The 17,471-nt window shown below is 75.0% G+C and carries 14 protein-coding genes; 3 read left to right on the top strand and 11 right to left on the bottom strand.

The genetic code is table 11. The annotated features are described in order from the left end of the window. Nucleotides 1-131 precede the first annotated feature (131 nt). Both ACFW6A_RS29330 and ACFW6A_RS29335 read right to left on the bottom strand, forming a co-directional pair. Nucleotides 132-533 carry a DUF3017 domain-containing protein gene (locus ACFW6A_RS29330; RefSeq protein WP_351849785.1) on the bottom strand — a complete coding sequence of 134 codons (402 nt, stop codon included), beginning with the start codon at nucleotides 531-533 and terminating at the stop codon, nucleotides 132-134. A gap of 85 nt (nucleotides 534-618) precedes the next feature. Then, complete coding sequence (locus ACFW6A_RS29335; protein ID WP_351849782.1) at nucleotides 619-1,479, bottom strand: bifunctional methylenetetrahydrofolate dehydrogenase/methenyltetrahydrofolate cyclohydrolase; 861 nt, start codon at nucleotides 1,477-1,479, stop codon at nucleotides 619-621. Nucleotides 1,480-1,741: 262 nt separating this feature from the next. On the opposite strand from ACFW6A_RS29335, the gene ACFW6A_RS29340 reads away from it, so the two are divergent. Beyond that, nucleotides 1,742-2,374, top strand: a complete 633-nt coding sequence (locus ACFW6A_RS29340) for a hypothetical protein (protein ID WP_351849780.1) — start codon at nucleotides 1,742-1,744, stop codon at nucleotides 2,372-2,374. 62 nt (nucleotides 2,375-2,436) lie between these two features. Here ACFW6A_RS29340 and ACFW6A_RS29345 read toward each other — a convergent pair whose 3' ends face one another. From ACFW6A_RS29345 to purN, 3 genes are all read right to left on the bottom strand, one after another. Beyond that, nucleotides 2,437-3,873: a DUF2079 domain-containing protein gene (locus tag ACFW6A_RS29345; RefSeq protein WP_386644261.1), complete on the bottom strand. Its 1,437-nt coding sequence runs from the start codon at nucleotides 3,871-3,873 to the stop codon at nucleotides 2,437-2,439. Between the two features lie 101 nt (nucleotides 3,874-3,974). Beyond that, nucleotides 3,975-5,534 (bottom strand): bifunctional phosphoribosylaminoimidazolecarboxamide formyltransferase/IMP cyclohydrolase, encoded by a 1,560-nt coding sequence (gene purH / locus ACFW6A_RS29350; protein ID WP_386644209.1) that lies wholly within the window; start codon nucleotides 5,532-5,534, stop codon nucleotides 3,975-3,977. Continuing rightward, complete coding sequence (gene purN / locus ACFW6A_RS29355; protein ID WP_043225947.1) at nucleotides 5,515-6,144, bottom strand: phosphoribosylglycinamide formyltransferase; 630 nt, start codon at nucleotides 6,142-6,144, stop codon at nucleotides 5,515-5,517. Before purN ends, purH begins: the two co-directional genes overlap by 20 nt. 218 nt (nucleotides 6,145-6,362) lie before the next feature. On the opposite strand from purN, the gene ACFW6A_RS29360 reads away from it, so the two are divergent. Next, on the top strand, nucleotides 6,363-7,094 hold the full coding sequence (locus ACFW6A_RS29360; protein ID WP_386644213.1) for a hypothetical protein: 732 nt from the start codon (nucleotides 6,363-6,365) through the stop codon (nucleotides 7,092-7,094). Nucleotides 7,095-7,191: 97 nt separating this feature from the next. On the opposite strand, the gene ACFW6A_RS29365 is transcribed toward ACFW6A_RS29360, so the two are convergent. Further along, nucleotides 7,192-8,706: a DUF6350 family protein gene (locus tag ACFW6A_RS29365; protein WP_386644216.1), complete on the bottom strand. Its 1,515-nt coding sequence runs from the start codon at nucleotides 8,704-8,706 to the stop codon at nucleotides 7,192-7,194. 119 nt (nucleotides 8,707-8,825) lie between these two features. On the opposite strand from ACFW6A_RS29365, the gene ACFW6A_RS29370 reads away from it, so the two are divergent. Beyond that, nucleotides 8,826-10,097, top strand: coding sequence for a helix-turn-helix domain-containing protein (locus ACFW6A_RS29370; RefSeq protein ID WP_386644219.1), 1,272 nt, complete (start codon nucleotides 8,826-8,828; stop codon nucleotides 10,095-10,097). An 84-nt stretch (nucleotides 10,098-10,181) separates the two neighbouring features. On the opposite strand, the gene sucD is transcribed toward ACFW6A_RS29370, so the two are convergent. The 5 genes from sucD to ACFW6A_RS29395 all read right to left on the bottom strand — a co-directional run bounded on the left by sucD (nucleotide 10,182) and on the right by ACFW6A_RS29395 (nucleotide 17,407). Next, nucleotides 10,182-11,066 (bottom strand): succinate--CoA ligase subunit alpha, encoded by an 885-nt coding sequence (gene sucD, locus ACFW6A_RS29375; RefSeq protein WP_030750055.1) that lies wholly within the window; start codon nucleotides 11,064-11,066, stop codon nucleotides 10,182-10,184. A gap of 21 nt (nucleotides 11,067-11,087) precedes the next feature. Beyond that, nucleotides 11,088-12,266: an ADP-forming succinate--CoA ligase subunit beta gene (gene sucC, locus ACFW6A_RS29380; RefSeq protein ID WP_030750058.1), complete on the bottom strand. Its 1,179-nt coding sequence runs from the start codon at nucleotides 12,264-12,266 to the stop codon at nucleotides 11,088-11,090. A 460-nt stretch (nucleotides 12,267-12,726) separates the two neighbouring features. Continuing rightward, nucleotides 12,727-13,896: a VWA domain-containing protein gene (locus ACFW6A_RS29385; RefSeq protein ID WP_351857015.1), complete on the bottom strand. Its 1,170-nt coding sequence runs from the start codon at nucleotides 13,894-13,896 to the stop codon at nucleotides 12,727-12,729. Beyond that, nucleotides 13,893-16,253 carry a DUF5682 family protein gene (locus ACFW6A_RS29390; RefSeq protein WP_386644223.1) on the bottom strand — a complete coding sequence of 787 codons (2,361 nt, stop codon included), beginning with the start codon at nucleotides 16,251-16,253 and terminating at the stop codon, nucleotides 13,893-13,895. The genes ACFW6A_RS29385 and ACFW6A_RS29390 overlap by 4 nt, the downstream gene beginning before the upstream one ends. Continuing rightward, nucleotides 16,250-17,407 (bottom strand): AAA family ATPase, encoded by a 1,158-nt coding sequence (locus tag ACFW6A_RS29395; RefSeq protein WP_351857020.1) that lies wholly within the window; start codon nucleotides 17,405-17,407, stop codon nucleotides 16,250-16,252. Before ACFW6A_RS29395 ends, ACFW6A_RS29390 begins: the two co-directional genes overlap by 4 nt. Between the last annotated feature and the right edge of the window lie 64 nt (nucleotides 17,408-17,471).

Raw genomic sequence — 17,471 nt, forward strand, 5'->3', positions numbered from 1 at the left:
GGAATGGTCACCTCCGTGCCACAGCGGGGGGCCTGAACTTGCCCTTCGTTGGCGCGTACATGACCCTTGATCACGGACGGCGCCCGCCCTCCCACGGGGGAGAGGGCGGGCGCCGTCGTCTCACGACCGGATCAGGTCACCGTCAGGTGGAGGATGTCCTCCAGGAACGGGATCCTGAGCCAGGGCTTCGGCTGCACCATGAGCGCGAGCAGCACGATCAGCGAGCCCATCACGCCGTACGTGACCATGTCGGTGAAGCGCGAGCGGACCGCGAGCATGCCCACCGAGGGCAGCACCCGGCGGAGCACCGCGCCCAGCAGCAGCGCGGCCCCCACCAGCATCGTCCCGACCCGGAAGGACTGCCAGAAGGGATCCGTCCCCACCACGAGCAGCCCGAGGGCCGCCGTCCCCAGCACGAGGAGCAGCGGCCACTGCCGGGCCGGAGCGGGGGCGTCGCCGCCCGCCGCCCGGCCGCCGCCCTCGGGCCGGGCCGTGTCGGTGGTGACGGTCGGCGGCCGGCGCGAGCCCCGCACCCGGCGGAGCTTCGCCACCCGGCCGCGCGGCAGCTCCCGCGGCCCGCCCGGGGCCCCGGGGGAACCCGGGCTCCCCGGCGTCACCTCAGAGCGCCGCGGCCGCGCGCTCCGCGGCCTCGACGACGTTCACGAGCAGCAGCGCGCGGGTCATCGGGCCCACGCCGCCGGGGTTCGGGGAGATCCAGGCGGCCACCTCGGCGACGCCGGGGTGGACGTCGCCCATGATCTTGCCCTCGGCGTTGCGCGAGACGCCGACGTCGAGGACGGCCGCGCCCGGCTTCACGTCCTCCGGCTTGATCAGGTGCGGCACGCCGGCGGCGGCCACGATGATGTCGGCGTTCCGCAGGTGCGCCGAGAGGTCGCGGGTGCCGGTGTGGCACTGGGTCACGGTGGCGTTCTCGGAGCGGCGGGTCAGCAGCAGCGGCATCGTGCGGCCGATGGTGACGCCGCGGCCGACGACGACGACCTCGGCGCCCTTGATCTCCACGCCGTGGGCGCGCAGCAGGCTGATGACGCCGTTCGGCGTGCAGGGCAGCGGGGCGGGCTCGTTGAGGACGAGCCGGCCGAGGTTGGTCGGGTGCAGGCCGTCGGCGTCCTTCGCCGGGTCCATCAGCTCCAGGACGCGGTTCTCGTCGATGCCCTTCGGCAGCGGCAGCTGGACGATGTAACCGGTGCAGGCCGGGTCCTCGTTGAGCTCGCGGACGACCGCCTCGATCTCCTCCTGCGTGGCGGTCGCGGGGAGTTCGCGCTGGATGGAGGCGATGCCGACCTGCGCGCAGTCGCGGTGCTTGCCCGCGACGTACTTCTGGCTGGCCGGGTCGTCGCCGACCAGGAGGGTACCGAGACCGGGCGTGACGCCCTTCTCCTTGAGGGCCGCCACGCGGACGGTCAGGTCGGACTTGATCGCGGCGGCGGTGGCCTTGCCATCGAGAATCTGGGCGCTCATGGGGGACATCCTCCCGGATGACCCCCGGCTTCTCCCAATTCGGTCCCGCCCGGAGCCCCGGGGGAACGTCCCGCCACGGAACGAAGAGTTGCACTTGCACAACTCCGGTGCGTATCGACTGGACAACACCTCGGAGCTCCGACGACGATGACCAGCGCAGTGCCGCGGAAAGTGCCGGGGGGAGTCCGCTCACATGCCGTGAAAGTTCCTCCGCGCGGGCCGCGTCGTCCCCGCACGAGAACATTCACGGAGGAAACACCCGATGAGCTTCGGCGACCCGAACAACCCCTACGGCCAGCAGCCGCAGGGCCAGCAGCCGGGCTACGGCTACCCGGCGGCCCCCCAGGGCGTCCCGCAGCAGGGCGGCTACGGCTACCCGGCGGCCCCGGGCGTCTCGCCGTACGGCGCGTACCCGGGCGGCCCGAACCAGATCCCGCAGTCGATGCCGGGTCTGCTGACGACGGCGCGGGTGTTCCTGTACCTGATCTCCGCGGTGCAGATCGTGCTCGGCCTCGTCTACGTCTACGTGGCGAGCATCGCCAGCGACGCCTCGGACATCGCGTCCGACTACGGCAGCGACAACCCGTTCGAGGACATCGGCGACTTCGCCGCCGGCGCCGCCATCGCCATCGCCCTCGTCTTCCTGGGTCTCGGCGCCCTCTCGATCACGCTCGGCGTCAAGTTCGGGAGCGGTGGCCAGGGTGTGCGGATCACCACGGTGATCTACGGCGCGCTCGGCACCATCGTCGGTGCCATCGGCCTCTTCATCGGGCTCGACTCGGGTCTGGCCACGGCCGTGATCTTCCCGCTGATCTGGGTCGTCTTCGGCGTGATCATCACGCTCGCCCCCGTGGTCCCCAGCGGCACCGCCTGGTTCGCCCGCCCGCGCTACTGACCGGTGCGGCAGGCGCGAAGGGGCCCGGTTCCACCAGGAACCGGGCCCCTTCGGCGTACCCGCTACTTCCGCTTCAGCACCGCGAAGCCGTCCGAGCGGTGGACGACCTCGTACGCCGCCTCCGGGTGCAACTGCGAAGCCGTCACCGTCGGGTCCGAGGTCTGTCCGGACCAGCCCCGCAGGTCGAGCGCCAGGTAGTCGGGGGTGGCGCCCTTCGCGGTGCCCACCCAGTAGACCCGGTGGTCGGCGGTGAGGTGCGCGAGGAGCGGCACGTCGGCCTCGACGGAGGCGCCCTCGGGGACGGCCGCGACCGCCGCCCTGGCCTGCTCGGCGCGGGCGTCGTGGGCGTACGTCTCGGACCTGAGCAGCTCGCGCAGCGGGAGGTTCGCGGCGAGGGCGAGCGCGACGGCCGTGGAGACGGCGACGGCCACCTTTCCGTACGCGGCGAGCCAGGCGCGCGGCGAGGTGCGCACCGCGCGGACGCCGTCGACCAGCGCCAGGAAGACGACCGGCATCAGGACCGCGCTGTAGTGCCAGTGCATGCCCCAGTGGTTCGCGTCCTGGGAGACGAAGCGCCAGCCGAGGGTGGGCAGCACGAGCAGCACCAGCGGGGAGCGCAGCGCGAGGAAGCCGGTGATCGCGAAGAGGTAGAGGACCATCTCCCAGCGGTCGCCGGAGGTGAGGGCGTCGGCGGCGATCTGGACGAGGGAGGTCTCGGCGCCGGTGCCGGTCTTCTCGATCTTGGCCCAGTAGTCGTACTGGCCGAGCTTGCTGGCGGCCGGGATGAGGACGAGCACGGTGAGCGCGAAGGCGGCCACGCCGAAGCCCGCGAGGGCGGCGCCGAGCTTCCGCTGCCCCTTGAGGGCGAGGACGACGCCGACCATGGCGACGGTCAGCCCCATGTCCTCCTTGACGAGGACGAGCGGCGCCGACCAGGCGACGGCGGCGGTCCAGCGGCCGAGGAGCAGGGCGCGGCAGGTGAGGGCGAGCAGCGGGACGGCGAAGGCGATCTCGTGGAAGTCGGACTTCACCGCCTCCTGGAGGCCCCAGGAGAGCCCGTACGCGACCGTGAGGGCGAGGCCGGTCGCCCGGCTGCCGAGGATCTGCTGGGCGGTGCGGCCGACGATCACGGCGGAGCCGGCGAAGAGCGCGGCCTGCGCGAAGAGCAGCGAGACCGGCGAGGGCCAGATCCAGTAGAGCGGGGCGAGGAGCGCCGTCACCGGGCTGAAGTGGTCGCCGAGTATCGGGAAGCCGGGGCCCTTGATGTCGACGACGGGGACCTTGAACTCAGCGTAGGAGCGGACGGCCTGCCCGAAGATGCCGAGGTCCCAGGAGGGGGTGCGGAAGTGGTCGTACTGCACCCAGGAGTAGAGGAGGTACAGGGCGGTGAGGACGGCCGCGACCAGGACGTACGGGAGGTACGGGACGGGCGCGGCGGCGGGGTCCTCGGCGGGCCGTTCGCCGGCGGGGTCCGCCGACGGTCGTCTCAGTACGTCCAACACCACGTCTCCACTACTGCCGGCCGGGCCAGGGCCCGTCCATTAGACCAGAGACGGCCGTGGGGCCCTCCGGAAGCGGAGGGCCCCACGGTCGCGTCCCGTCAGTGGAAGAAGTGGCGGGTGCCGGTGAAGTACATCGTCACGCCGGCCTTCTTCGCGGCCTCGACGACGAGCTCGTCGCGCATCGAGCCGCCGGGCTGGACGACCGCCTTCACGCCGGCCGCGGTGAGGATCTCCAGGCCGTCGGGGAAGGGGAAGAAGGCGTCGGAGGCGGCGTAGGAGCCACGCGCGCGCTCCTCGCCGGCCCGCTCGACGGCGAGCTTGGCGGAGTCGACGCGGTTGACCTGGCCCATGCCGACGCCGACGGAGGCGCCGTCCTTGGCGAGCAGGATCGCGTTGGACTTGACCGCGCGGCACGCCTTCCAGGCGAAGGCGAGCTCGGCGAGCTCCTCGGCGCTCAGGGCCTCGCCGGTGGCCAGGGTCCAGTTCGCCGGGTCGTCGCCCTCGGCCTGGAGGCGGTCGGTGACCTGGAGGAGGGCGCCGCCGTCGACGGGCTTGACCTCGACCGGGTTGCTCGGGGCGCCCTCGGCCCGGAGCACGCGGATGTTCTTCTTCTTGGCGAGGACCTCGACGGCCCCGTCCTCGTACGCCGGAGCGACGATGACCTCGGTGAAGATCTCGGCGACCTGCTCGGCCATCGCGACCGAGACCGGGCGGTTGACGGCGATGACGCCGCCGAAGGCGGAGAGCGGGTCGCAGGCGTGGGCCTTGCGGTGGGCCTCGGCGACGTCGGCGCCGACGGCGATGCCGCACGGGTTGGCGTGCTTGATGATCGCGACGCAGGGCTCGTCGTGGTCGTAGGCGGCGCGGCGCGCGGCGTCGGTGTCCGTGTAGTTGTTGTAGGACATCTCCTTGCCGTGCAGCTGCTCGGCCTCGGCGAGGCCGCCCGTGCCGTCGACGTAGAGCGCGGCGCCCTGGTGCGGGTTCTCGCCGTAGCGCAGGACGTTCTTGCGCGCGTAGGTGGCGCCCAGGAAGTCGGGGAAGCCCGAGTCGTCGGCGGCGGCGTAGTCGTCGGCGAACCAGGAGGCGACGGCCACGTCGTAGGCGGCGGTGTGCTGGAAGGCCTCGGCGGCGAGCCGCTTGCGGGCGGTCAGGTCGAAGCCGCCGGCCCGGACGGCGGCGAGGACGTCCGCGTACCGCTCCGGGCTGGTGACGATGGCGACCGACGGGTGGTTCTTGGCGGCGGCGCGGACCATCGACGGGCCGCCGATGTCGATCTGCTCCACGCACTCGTCCGGGGTGGCGCCGGAGGCGACGGTCTCGCGGAACGGGTAGAGGTTCACGACGACCAGGTCGAAGGGCTCCACGCCCAGCTCGGCGAGCTGCTCGCGGTGCGACTCCAGGCGCAGGTCGGCGAGGATGCCGGCGTGCACGCGCGGGTGCAGGGTCTTGACCCGGCCGTCCAGGCACTCGGGGAAGCCAGTCAGCTCCTCGACCTTGGTGACCGGGACGCCGGCGGCTGCGATCTTCCCGGCGGTGGAGCCGGTGGAGACGAGCTCGACACCGGCCTCGTGCAGACCGCGGGCCAGCTCCTCCAGACCGGTCTTGTCGTAGACGCTGACCAGCGCGCGGCGGATGGGCTTAACGGTGTCCGTGTTCACCGATCTGAACCTTTCGTCCCTCAATGCGGTAGCCGTGCCGGGCGAGACGCCCCACGACGTCGACGAGCAGCGAGCGCTCGACTTCCTTGATCCGCTCGTGCAGAGCGGCTTCATCGTCCGACTCCCGCACCTCGACCACGCCCTGGGCGATGATCGGGCCGGTGTCGACGCCGTCGTCGACGAAGTGGACGGTGCACCCGGTGACCTTCACGCCGTGGGCGAGCGCGTCACGCACCCCGTGGGCACCGGGAAAACTGGGGAGGAGCGCCGGGTGGGTGTTGACGACCCGGCCGCCGAAGCGGGCGAGGAACTCCTTGCCGAGGATCTTCATGAACCCCGCGGAGACGACGAGGTCCGGCTCGTACGCGGCGGTGGCCTCGGCGAGGGCGCGGTCCCACTCCTCGCGGGTCGCGTGGTCCTTCACCCGGCAGACGAAGGTGGGCAGCCCCGCGCGCTCGGCCCGCTCCAGGCCGGCGATGGACTCGCGGTCGGCACCGACGGCGACGATCTCCGCGCCGTAGCCCTCGGGGTCGGCGGCGATGCCGTCGAGCAGGGCTTGCAGGTTGGTACCGGACCCGGAGACCAGGACGACAAGACGGGCGGCAGCCACAGGGTCACTCTTTCCGTGGTGTTTGTGCGGTCCTACGAACGAATCGTGCCCGTCGATACGGGGAACCCTACGAATGGCTCGACCGTCAGCAACGATACCGGCACACCGGACGGCCCCCACGGGACGGGGGCGGAGCAGAGGGGTAGCGTCAGGGTCCGACGCCGGTCACGCCGCCCGGTGCGACGCGGTCACGACGACAGAGGGAAGACGTCCAGCAGATGCCGGATCGCCAGTCCACGAACGACAGCAACCCGTTCGCCCCGCCGCCCGAGGGCAGGCCCGACCAGCCGTGGCAGCCGCGCCGGCCGGACGGCGCGGAGGGCTCGGACGGCCCGGACGGCGAGGGCGCCGAGCCGTCGTCGCCGGGGACGGGCGCGTCCGACGGCCGCTGGAGCCCGCGCCAGCCGGGCCGTTCCTCGGACGGTTTCGGGCGCGGACCCGAGCGCGGGCCCGAGCGCCAGGGCGGTCAGGGCGGCTCGGGGCCGGAGCGGCCGGGGCTGCGCTGGGACCCCACCGACCCGGCCCAGCGACGCGCGCGGTACGCGGTCCTCGGCGGCATGTGGGCCTTCTTCTTCGCGATCTTCGACATCCCGGAGCTGGCCCTGCTGCTCGGCGCGCTGTCGCTGTACTGGGCGGTCAGCTCGCTGCGCGCCAAGCCGAAGGCGCCGGCCGAGGTGTCGCCGGAATCACAGCCGGCGTCCCAGCCCTCGGGACAGCCGTCCGCCGCGGCGAGCACCCCGAGCCCGCTCCGCTCGATGCGGACGGCGGCGATCAGCGGCCTGGTGGCGTCGGCCGTGGCCCTGTCGATCGTCGCGTTCGGCTTCGCGATGCAGCTGGCCTACAAGGACTTCTACGAGTGCCGGGACGACGCGCTCACCCACGCGGGCGCGGTGGCCTGCAACGACCTGCTGCCCAAGCCGCTGCGGGACGGGTTCGGGGTGCGCGACTAGCCGCGCGCCCGGCTTCCCGCTTCCCGTCCCGCGCCTCGCGCTTCCCCCGCCCCGTCGGCCCCTCGTTCCCTCGTTCCGCTCCCGCGCCTCGCGCCGTTCACTCCGCCCCGGTCGTCTCGGACGGCCGGGGCGGTTCCGCGTCCGGGGGCCGGGGCGCGAGGGGCGTGGGCGAGGCCCGGGGCGCGGGGGGCGTCTCCCAGGACGCGGGGAGGTAGTCGTACGGCACGTAGCCCTCGTCCTCGTCGTCGTCCAGGGAGAAGTCGAAGCCGGGGCCCAGGGGGTCCGGGGCGGCCGGGGCCGGGGCGGGCGCGGCGGCCGACAGGGCCGGTTCCGGCGTCCTGGACCGCTCCGCCGCCTTCGACCGCTTCGGCCACTTCGACTGCTTCGGGGGCTTGGGGGGCTTGGGCCGGCCGGAGCGCTCGGGGCGGGGCGTCCGGCGGCCCCAGGCCCGTACCACCAGCGCCGTCGGCAGGCCGACGACCACGCCCCACAGCACCGCCGCCGCGCCCGCCTGCCACCACACCGGGCCGAAGGCGAGCAGCCGGTCCGAGCCCAGCGGGCCGCCCGCCGCGCCCGCCAGGACGGCGACGGCCACCCCGGACGCCCAGGCCGCGCCCAGCACCGCGAGCGCCGTCTCCCGGGCCCTGCCCGTGCCGGTCGCCCGGCCCACCGAGCGGCCGAGGACCACCGCCGCGAGGAGCGGCACGGCCGCGGCGGCCCACTGCGGCCAGCCGCCGCGGCCCTCCGGGGGCAGCGCCGCGAGGAGCGGGAAGGGCGGGACGGCCGGGTCGCCGGAGAAGCCCAGCGGGGTCGCGAGCGCGCCCGTACCGAGGGCGACGCCGGGGCCGAGTCCGTACGCGGCGGCCCACACGGCCGCGTTCGGCACCAGCGCGAGGACGAGCAGCGCCAGCGCCGCCCGACCGGACCAGTCCCCCGCGATTCCCTCGTACGAGGCCCGCGCCGCGTCCGCGTGCCAGACCAGTGAGGTCCCGGCCAGGACCGCTCCGCCAGCGAGCAGGGCCACCAGACCGGCCGCGGCCCCGCGCAGCGCGGCGGCGGCCTCCTCCCGTCCGGGCAGCGGCCGGCCCAGCGCGGTCCAGACGCCGGCGCCGGCCGCGCCGAGGACCACGCCGGGCAGCCACAGGCCCGCGGTGACCAGGTCGGCGGGCAGCGGCCCGCTCTCGCTGTAGACCACGATCACGGCCGCGACCAGCAGGTATCCCCCGGAGACCGCGCCGAGCGCGCCCGCCGGGGAGGGCCGCGGGCGGGTCTCGTCGGCCGGGTCGAGGGTGGAGCGGGCGGTCCGGAAGACCAGCCAGGCCGGCAGCACGGCGGGCAGCAGCGGGACGATCCCGAGCGGTGCGGGCAGCCCGCCGAGGGTCTCGGTGCGGACGAGTTCGACGCCGTGGGCCAGCAGCCACAGCCCGGCGGCGAGGTGGAGGGCGCCGCCCGCGCCGCCGTCCGGGAACGGCGAGCTGATCCAGGCGGCGATCACCAGGACCGCGAGCGCGCCGGCGCCGAGCCCGGCGGCGACGCCGCCGCGGACGCAGGCGGTGGCGAACGCGGCGGAACGCCCGCCCTGGACCAGGGAGTGCTCGGTCAGGTGGGTCACGGGGCCATGCTGCCAACGACACGCGCTTTCGCGGCGTAACAGGCAAACATCCGCTGTGTCGCTCAATATACGTTTATGTACTTTTCCGCCCAGAGGTGCTCCGCGGGAGGTCGACACCGATGAGCCAGACGAGCCGGGGCGGCGACACCGCACCCCCCTCCGCCGCCGCGCTGCCGGCCCCGAAGGAACGGCGCCGGCTGCGCGAGGCGCTCTCCCTGAGCGAGGAGCAGGTCGCCGAGGCGATGGGCGTCACGAAGGCCACGGTCAGGGCCTGGGAGACCGGTCGCTCGGCCCCCCGGGGCCGCAAGCGCGAGGCGTACGCCCGGCTGCTCGGCGGCGTGCCGGACGCCCCGGCGGAGGCCCCGGCGAGGACCCCCGCCGGGCCGACGCCGGCGCCCTCCTCCCACGTGCGGCCCCGGCCCGCCGCCCGACGGGCCGCCAAGCCCCCGAAGGCCCCCGCCCGGCCCGAGGAGCGCCTGAAACCGGTCCCGGGGGCCGCCCCGGCCGCGGAGCCCGCGCAGGCTCCGGCCCCGGAGCCGGAGCCTGAGCCGGAGCCGGACGCGGTGGAGGCGGGCGGGCCCGAGCCGTCCGGGCTGACGCCCGAGGAGGCGTTCGACGCGCTCTACGGGCACGCGGCCCCCGGCCTCGTCCACCAGGCGTACCTGCTGACCGGGCGCCGCGGGCTCTCCCGGGAGGCCGTCGAGCACGCCTTCCGCCACGCCTGGGAGCACTGGCCGGAGGTGGCCGTGGACGCCGACCCGGTCGGCTGGGTGCGGGCGGCGGCGTACGAGTACGCCCTCTCCCCCTGGCACCGGCTGCGCCGCGCCCACAAGCACCCCGACGCCCCGCCGACCGAGGCCGGGCGGCGGGCGCTGCTCGGGGCGCTGCTCGACCTGCCCGCGCCGTACCGCCGCACCGTCCTGCTCTACGACGGGCTCGGGCTCGATCTGCCCGAGACGGCCGCCGAGACGGAGGCGAGCACGCCGGCCGCCGCCAACCGGCTGCTGTACGCGCACGCGGAGCTCGGCAGGAAGGTGCCGGAGCTGGCCGATCCCGAGGCGCTCCAGCGGCGGCTCGCCGACCTGGTCGCGGAGGCGCCGACGGCGACGCTGCCGGGGGCCCGCGCGGTCCGCGGCGGCAGCGAGCGGCGGACCCGGCGGCTGACCCGGACGGTGGTCGGGGTCACGGCGGCGCTGGTCTGCGTCACGGCCCTGACGGCGGTGACGGCGCCGACCCGCTACATCCCGGACATCGCGCCCGGCCAGACCGTGAACGGCGTGCCGGTGCGCGGCGGGCCGCAGAAGCTCGGCGAGGAGGACCTGGAGCTGCGCGACCGGCTGCGGTCCGAGCCGAACCCGGGACCGGAGCGGCTGGTCCCGACCGCCGGGTAGCCGGCAAACGCGTGGGCCCCGTCCCTCCGGTCTCCCGGAGGGACGGGGCCCACGCGTCTACGGCCTGTCGAGCTGCTGTGCGTGTCAGCCCGCGAGGATGGCGCGCGCCAGCTTGGCGGTCTCGGTGGGGGTCTTGCCGACCTTCACACCGGCGGCCTCCAGGGCCTCCTTCTTCGCCTGGGCGGTGCCGGAGGAGCCGGAGACGATGGCGCCGGCGTGGCCCATGGTCTTGCCCTCGGGCGCGGTGAAGCCCGCGACGTAGCCGACGACCGGCTTGGTGACGTTGGCCTTGATGAAGTCGGCCGCGCGCTCCTCGGCGTCGCCGCCGATCTCGCCGATCATGACGATCAGGTCCGTCTCCGGGTCGGCCTCGAAGGCCGCCAGGGCGTCGATGTGCGTGGTGCCGATGACCGGGTCGCCACCGATGCCGACGGCGGACGAGAAGCCGATGTCACGGAGCTCGTACATCATCTGGTACGTCAGCGTGCCGGACTTCGAGACCAGGCCGATGCGGCCCGGCTTCGTGATGTCGCCCGGGATGATGCCGGCGTTGGACTGGCCCGGGGTGATGAGACCGGGGCAGTTCGGGCCGATGAGGCGGGTCTTGTTGCCCTTCTCCACGGCGTACGCGTAGAACGCGGCGGAGTCGTGGACGGCGATGCCCTCGGTGATGACGACGGCGAGGGGGATCTCGGCGTCGATCGCCTCGACGACGGCGGCCTTGGCGAAGGCCGGCGGGACGAAGAGGACCGAGACGTTGGCGCCGGTCTCCTTCATCGCCTCGGCGACGGTGCCGAAGACCGGGACCTCGGTGCCGTCGAAGTCGACGACGGTGCCGGCCTTGCGCGGGTTCACGCCGCCGACGATGTTGGTGCCGTCACCCAGCATGAGCTTGGTGTGCTTCATGCCCGTGGCACCGGTCATGCCCTGGACGATGACCTTGCTGTCCTTGTTGAGGAAGATAGCCATGGCTGTTCTGTCCCTCTTCCCTTACTTCGCAGCCGCGAGCTCGGCGGCCTTGTCGGCCGCGCCGTCCATGGTGTCCACGCGCTGCACCAGCGGGTGGTTGGCGTCCGACAGGATCTTGCGACCCAGCTCCGCGTTGTTGCCGTCGAGGCGCACGACGAGCGGCTTGGTGACCTCCTCGCCCTTCGAGGCGAGGAGCTCCAGGGCCTGCACGATGCCGTTGGCGACCTCGTCGCAGGCGGTGATGCCGCCGAAGACGTTGACGAAGACGGACTTGACGTCCGCGTCGCCGAGGATGATCTCCAGGCCGTTCGCCATGACCTCGGCGGAGGCGCCGCCGCCGATGTCGAGGAAGTTGGCCGGCTTCACGCCGCCGTGGTTCTCACCGGCGTACGCGACGACGTCCAGGGTCGACATGACCAGGCCGGCGCCGTTGCCGATGATGCCGACCTCGCCGTCGAGCTTGACGTAGTTGAGGCCCTTGGCCTTGGCGGCGGCCTCCAGCGGGTTGGCCGCGGCCTTGTCCTCCAGGGCCTCGTGCTCCGGCTGGCGGAAGTCGGCGTTCTCGTCGAGCGAGACCTTGCCGTCGAGGGCCAGGATGCGGCCGTCCTTGGTCTTGACCAGGGGGTTGACCTCGACGAGGAGGGCGTCCTCGGCGACGAAGGTGTCCCACAGGGTGACCAGGACCTCGGCGACGCCCTCGGCGACCTCGGCCGGGAACTTCGCCTGGGCGACGATCTCGCGGGCCTTCTCCAGGGTGACGCCGTCGTTGGCGTTGACCGGGACCTTCGCGAGGGCCTCGGGGGTCTTCTCCGCGACCTCCTCGATGTCCATGCCGCCCTGCACCGAGGCCATGGCCAGGAAGGTGCGGTTGGTGCGGTCGAGGAGGTAGGAGACGTAGTACTCGGCCTCGATCTCCGGGGACAGCTCGGCGATCATCACCTTGTGGACCGTGTGGCCCTTGATGTCCATGCCCAGGATGTCCGTCGCGCGGGCGACGGCCTCGTCCGGGGTGGCGGCGAGCTTGACGCCGCCGGCCTTGCCGCGGCCGCCGACCTTCACCTGGGCCTTGACGACCGACTTGCCGCCAAGACGCTCGGTGGCCTCGCGCGCCGCCTCAGGCGTGTCGATGACTTCACCGGCCAGCACCGGTACACCGTGCTTGGCGAAGAGGTCCCTCGCCTGGTACTCGAACAGGTCCACGCGCGTCCCTTTTCTAGATGATCGCGGTTCGTTGTCTGCGTGGGCGTGCCGCGGAGGGCAACGTGACTGCGCTGTCACTAGGGAGGCGTACACGGTGTCCGTGGACGCGGCATGTCCGTCTCGCAGGTTATCCCCGTGGGACGTGGGTCCCTAAATCGCAGATCACAACCGAGCGGTGATACGGGTCACAGAACGTAGGGACGAAGGGGCTGTCCGTGGGCGTCCGCCGTCCCCCGCCGGGCGCCCACCGAGCAGGCGGGGAGCGGGGTTTGCGCCCCTCACGCCACGCCGGTGCGCGGGGTGAGGGGCTCCCCGCCTCGGGTGTGATATGGACCTCAGTCGGCCCGGCGGCGTCCGTCCGGGTGGCCCGGCGACGACGGATTCCGCACGCCGGTCCGACCCGCGCCGTGCACCGGGCCGGACGCGGGCCGGACACGGGTCAGGCCGGGCCGGACGCGGGTCAGGCCGGGTCGGGCAGCGGCAGCGGGCGGCGCTCCAGGGCGGCTGCCATGACCTCGGGGAAGAGGTCGGGGGTGCAGGCGAAGGCGGGGACGCCGAGGGCGGCGAGCGCGGCGGCGTGCTCGCGGTCGTGGGCGGGGGCTCCTTCGTCGGAGAGGGCGAGGAGGGCGACGAAGGTCACCCCGGAGGCCTTCATCGCGGCCACCCGCTTGAGCAGCTCGCCGCGGACGCCGCCCTCGTACAGGTCGCTGACGAGGACGACGACGGTGTCGGCGGGGCGGGTGATCCGCGACTGGCAGTAGGCGAGCGCCCGGTCGATGTCGGTGCCGCCGCCCAGCCGGGTGCCGAAGAGGACGTCGACGGGGTCGTCGAGCGCGTCGGTGAGGTCGACGACCGAGGTGTCGAAGACGACCAGCCGGGTGGCGACGGCCCTGAGGGAGGCGAGGACGGCGCCGAAGACGGAGGCGTACACGACCGAGGCGGCCATCGAGGCGGACTGGTCGACGCAGAGCACGACCTCCTTGCGCACCGCGCGGGCGGCGCGGGCGTGACCGACCAGCCGCTCGGGGACGACCGTGCGGTGCTCGGGCAGGTAGTGCTTCAGGTTGGCGCGCAGGGTGCGGTCCCAGTCGATGTCCCGATGACGGGGCCGGCCGGTCCGGGCGGTGCGGTCGAGGGCTCCGGCGACGGCCGCCCTCGTACGGCTCGCCAGCCGGGCCTCCAGGTCGGCGACGACCTTGCGGACGACGGCGCGTGCGGTCTCCCGGGTGGTCTCGGGCAGCGCCCTGCCCAGGGAGAGGAGGGTGCCGACGAGGTGCACGTCGGGCTCGACGGCCTCCAGCGTCTCGGGCTCCAGGAGGAGGGCGGCGAGGCCGAGCCGGTCGATGGCGTCGCGCTGCATGACCTGGACGACGGAGCGGGGGAAGTAGCGGCGGACGTCGCCGAGCCAGCGGGCGACGGAGGGCGCGGAGCCGCCGAGCCCGCCCTTGCGCTCGCCGCCGCCGTCCCGGCCGTCGGGCCCGGACGGGCCCAGGCCGTCGTAGAGGGCGGCGAGGGCGGCGTCCACGGCGGCGTCGGTGCCGGACAGGGGGCGGCCGGTGCTCTCCTCGGCGGCGCCGCCGAGGACGAGCCGCCAGCGGCGCAGCCGCTCGTCGGGGGTGCCGGTGCTCACGCCGCCTCCTTCACGCCGGGGGCGCCGAGGACGAGGTCGAGGAGGGGCAGGACGCCGTCGGCCCGCTCCGCGTCGGGCGCGGCGGCGAAGCCGGGCACGGGGGCGGGGGCGGGGCGTCCCGGGGCCCCGGGGCCCCGGGCGGCCAGCTCGCCGAGGGTGCGCCGCACGCCGGGCTCGTACGCCCCGAAGGTGCGCCTCAGCAGCGGCAGGATGTCGGTGAACGCCTCGGCCGGTACGCCGGCGAGCCAGCGGTCGAGGAGGGCGAGGAGACGCTCGTCGTGGACGAGGAGCAGCCCGCCGCCGGTGCCGCCGACGAAGCCGTCGGTCCAGGCGGCGGCGGAGGCGGGCGGGGTGCCGGGAGAGAGGGCGAGGCCCATGAGCCGCGCGGCCTCGTCGTCGGGGAGGCGTCCCTCGTCGAGCAGGATCCGCGCGGCCCGGCCGCGGATCGCGCCGGGCACCCGCTCGGCGCCGGCGAGGCGGCGCAGGACACCGGCCCAGCGGGAGGCGAGCGCGGCGGGGTCGTCGGCGGGCGGGTCCGGGGCGGCGTCCTGGAGGAGGCCGATCGCGGGGTGGAGGGCGTCCAGGCGGTCGCGCATCGCCGCGGCGGCGTCCTGGTCGAGGCCGGCGCAGGCGGGCGGGAGGCCCACGCAGACGCGGGCGGCCAGGCCGGTGGCGACGTCGGCGAGGGCGGCCGTGTCGGTGCCGCGCACGTCGCCGTAGCGCAGGGAGCGGGCGAGGGCGGGGAGCGCGTCGGCGAGGTGGGCCACGTCGGTGTCGAGGGCGGCCCGGTCGGCGAGGGCGCCGAGGACGGCGGGCAGGGCGTCGGCGAGGCCGGCGAGCAGGCACCGCTCGGCGAGCGCGGTGATCTCCGCGAGGGAGTCCGCGGCGAGGGCGAGGGCCTCGGCGCGGGCGGTGGCGGCGGCTTCGACGGTGGTGCCCCAGACGCCGGCCTCGGCGACCCGCACGTGCAGCTCGGGCTGCCAGCGCAGCCGCCAGGACTCGCGGAAGGTGCCGGTGCCGGTGCGGCCGGGGGCGGGCGTGCCCCAGTCGACGCCGAGGAGCCGGAGCCGGTGCAGGAGCCGGCTGCGGGCGGCGTCGGTCCCGCCGCGCAGGTCGAGGTCGAGCTCGCGCTCGTCGGCCTCGGGCTTGAGGCGCAGGCTCCGCCGGAGGCGGTCGAGGTCGCGCTGGAGCGGGACGGCGGGCGCGGCGGCCGGGACCTCGCCGAGGGCGTCGCCGACGACGAGCCGGTCCCGGACGAGGGCGAGGGGCACGTCGGAGCCCTCGCACAGGACGGCCCGGACGGCGTCGGTGGTCTCGGCGAGGCCGGGGCGGGGCCGGCCGCGCAGGGCGGCGAGGCCCTCGGCGAGCCGGACGGCCTCGATGACGTGGGCGGAGGAGACGGGGTGGTCGGCCTCCCGGAGGAGGCCCGCGACCTTGGTCATCCAGCGCTCGACGGGCCGGTCGGGGGCGGCGAAGAGGTGTCCGTACCAGCCGGGGGACTCGATCCCCGCGCCGTATCCGGAGCGGCGGGCGAGCCTGCGGTGGGTCCAGGGGACCCAGGTCAGTTCGGTCTTCACCTTGGGCAGGCCCTTGAGGAGGGCGCGGTCGGCGGTGGCGGTGGTCCGCCGGGCGAGGGCGGGGACGTGCCAGGCGCCGCAGACGACGGCGACATCGTCCCCGAACTCCTTGCGGGCGGCGCGCAGCCGCAGCCGCATGTGGGCCTCGCGGACGAGGTCGCGGGGGTGCCCGCCGTGGTCGTACCGCTCGCGCAGGGCGGTCATGGCCTCGGCGAGGGCGGCGAAGGGGGCGAGGGGGTCGGGGGGGCCGGTGTCGCCGCGGAGTTCGACGACGTCCTCCCACCACTGCTCGGGGTCCTCGTGGCCGGCGGCCGCGGCGAGTTCGGCGAGGGGGTCGATCCGGGGGGTGCCGTCGGCCTCCTCCTCGCCGTCGCCCCAGGTGGGGTCGGCGGCGAGGGTGTGGGCGGCGGGCAGGTCGACGAAGCGGACGGGCACGCCCCGGTCGAGGGCCCAGCGCAGCGCGGTCCACTCGGGCGAGAAGGCGGCGAAGGGCCAGAAGGCGGCCCGGCCGGGGTCGTCGACGGCGTGGGCGAGGAGGGCGACGGGCGGGACCGTCTCCGGGTCGGCGGCGAGGGCGGCGAGCGCGTCGGCCTCGGCCGGGCCCTCGATCAGGACCGCGGCGGGCCGGGCCGCGTCCAGGGCGGCGGCCACCCCGCGCGCGGAGCCGGGCCCGTGGTGCCGGACCCCGAGCAGCAGGGGCCCGGGCGCCCGCCCCCGGGGGCCCGCGGGGGCCGGGGCGGTGGGGGCCGGGGCGGTGGGGGCCGGGGCGGTGGGCGTCATGCGCTCACCTCGCGGCAGGCGCGGTAGAAGTCCTTCCAGCCGTCGCGCTCTCTGACCACGGTCTCCAGGTACTCCTGCCAGACGACCCGGTCGGCGGCCGGGTCGCGGACGACGGCGCCGAGGAGGCCGGCGGCGACGTCCGCGGGCCGGAGCACGCCGTCGCCGAAGTGGGCGGCGAGCGCGAGGCCACCGGTGACGACGGAGATCGCCTCGGCGGTCGAGAGGGTCCCGGAGGGGGACTTGAGCTTGGTGCGTCCGTCGGCGGTGACGCCGTCGCGCAGTTCGCGGAAGACGGTGACGACCCGTCGGATCTCCGCCACTCCGTCGGGCGGGGCGGGCAGTTCGAGGGAGCGGCCCAGCTGCTCGACCCGGCGGGCGACGATGTCCACCTCCTCCTCGGGGGTGGCGGGCAGCGGCAGCACCACGGTGTTGAAGCGGCGCCGGAGCGCGCTGGAGAGGTCGTTGACCCCCCGGTCGCGGTCGTTGGCGGTGGCGATCAGGTTGAAGCCGGGGACGGCCTGGACCTCCTCGCCGAGTTCGGGGACGGGCAGGGTCTTCTCGGACAGGATCGTGATGAGCGTGTCCTGCACGTCGGCGGGGATGCGGGTCAGCTCCTCGACGCGGACGGTCGCCCCCCGGTCCATGGCCCGCATGACGGGGCTGGGCACGAGCGCGGCGCGGCTGGGCCCCTCGGCGAGCAGGCGCGCGTAGTTCCAGCCGTACCGGACGGCTTCCTCGGGGGTGCCCGCGGTGCCCTGCACGAGGAGGGTGGAGTCGCCGCTGACGGCGGCGGCCAGGTGCTCGGAGACCCAGGTCTTGGCGGTGCCGGGGACGCCGAGGAGGAGCAGGGCCCGGTCGGTGGCCAGGGTGGTGACGGCGACCTCGACGATGCGGCGGGGGCCGACGTACTTGGGCGTGATCACGGTGCCGTCGGGGAGCGTGCCGCCGAGGAGGTAGGTGGCGACGGCCCGGGGCGAGAGGCACCAGCGGGCGGGCCGGGGGCGGTCGTCGGCGGCGGCGAGTGCGGCCAGCTCGTGGGCGAAGGCGTGCTCGGCGTGGGGCCGCAGGACCCCGGCGGCGGGCCCCGGCCGGCCCGGGCCGGTGTCCGTCACGGCACCGGCGCCGGGCTGGGCGGTGGTTTCGGGCACGGTCATGATCCCCCTCCAGATCGTTCGACCTGCTGTGCGATCCACCGTGCACCACGCCACTGACAATCGG

Origin of the sequence: Streptomyces sp. NPDC058758 (assembly GCF_042746075.1) — a bacterium.
GTDB lineage: Bacteria > Actinomycetota > Actinomycetes > Streptomycetales > Streptomycetaceae > Streptomyces.

What these genes read in the sequence shown, in the direction of transcription:
- ACFW6A_RS29340 (WP_351849780.1), top strand. Translation starts at nt 1,742, where the DNA reads ATGAGCTTCGGCGACCCGAACAACCCCTACGGCCAGCAGCCGCAGGGC.
- sucD (WP_030750055.1), bottom strand. Translation starts at nt 11,066, where the DNA reads ATGGCTATCTTCCTCAACAAGGACAGCAAGGTCATCGTCCAGGGCATG.
- ACFW6A_RS29360 (WP_386644213.1), top strand. Translation starts at nt 6,363, where the DNA reads ATGCCGGATCGCCAGTCCACGAACGACAGCAACCCGTTCGCCCCGCCG.
- ACFW6A_RS29370 (WP_386644219.1), top strand. Translation starts at nt 8,826, where the DNA reads ATGAGCCAGACGAGCCGGGGCGGCGACACCGCACCCCCCTCCGCCGCC.
- ACFW6A_RS29390 (WP_386644223.1), bottom strand. Translation starts at nt 16,253, where the DNA reads ATGACGCCCACCGCCCCGGCCCCCACCGCCCCGGCCCCCACCGCCCCG.
- ACFW6A_RS29395 (WP_351857020.1), bottom strand. Translation starts at nt 17,407, where the DNA reads ATGACCGTGCCCGAAACCACCGCCCAGCCCGGCGCCGGTGCCGTGACG.
- ACFW6A_RS29335 (WP_351849782.1), bottom strand. Translation starts at nt 1,479, where the DNA reads ATGAGCGCCCAGATTCTCGATGGCAAGGCCACCGCCGCCGCGATCAAG.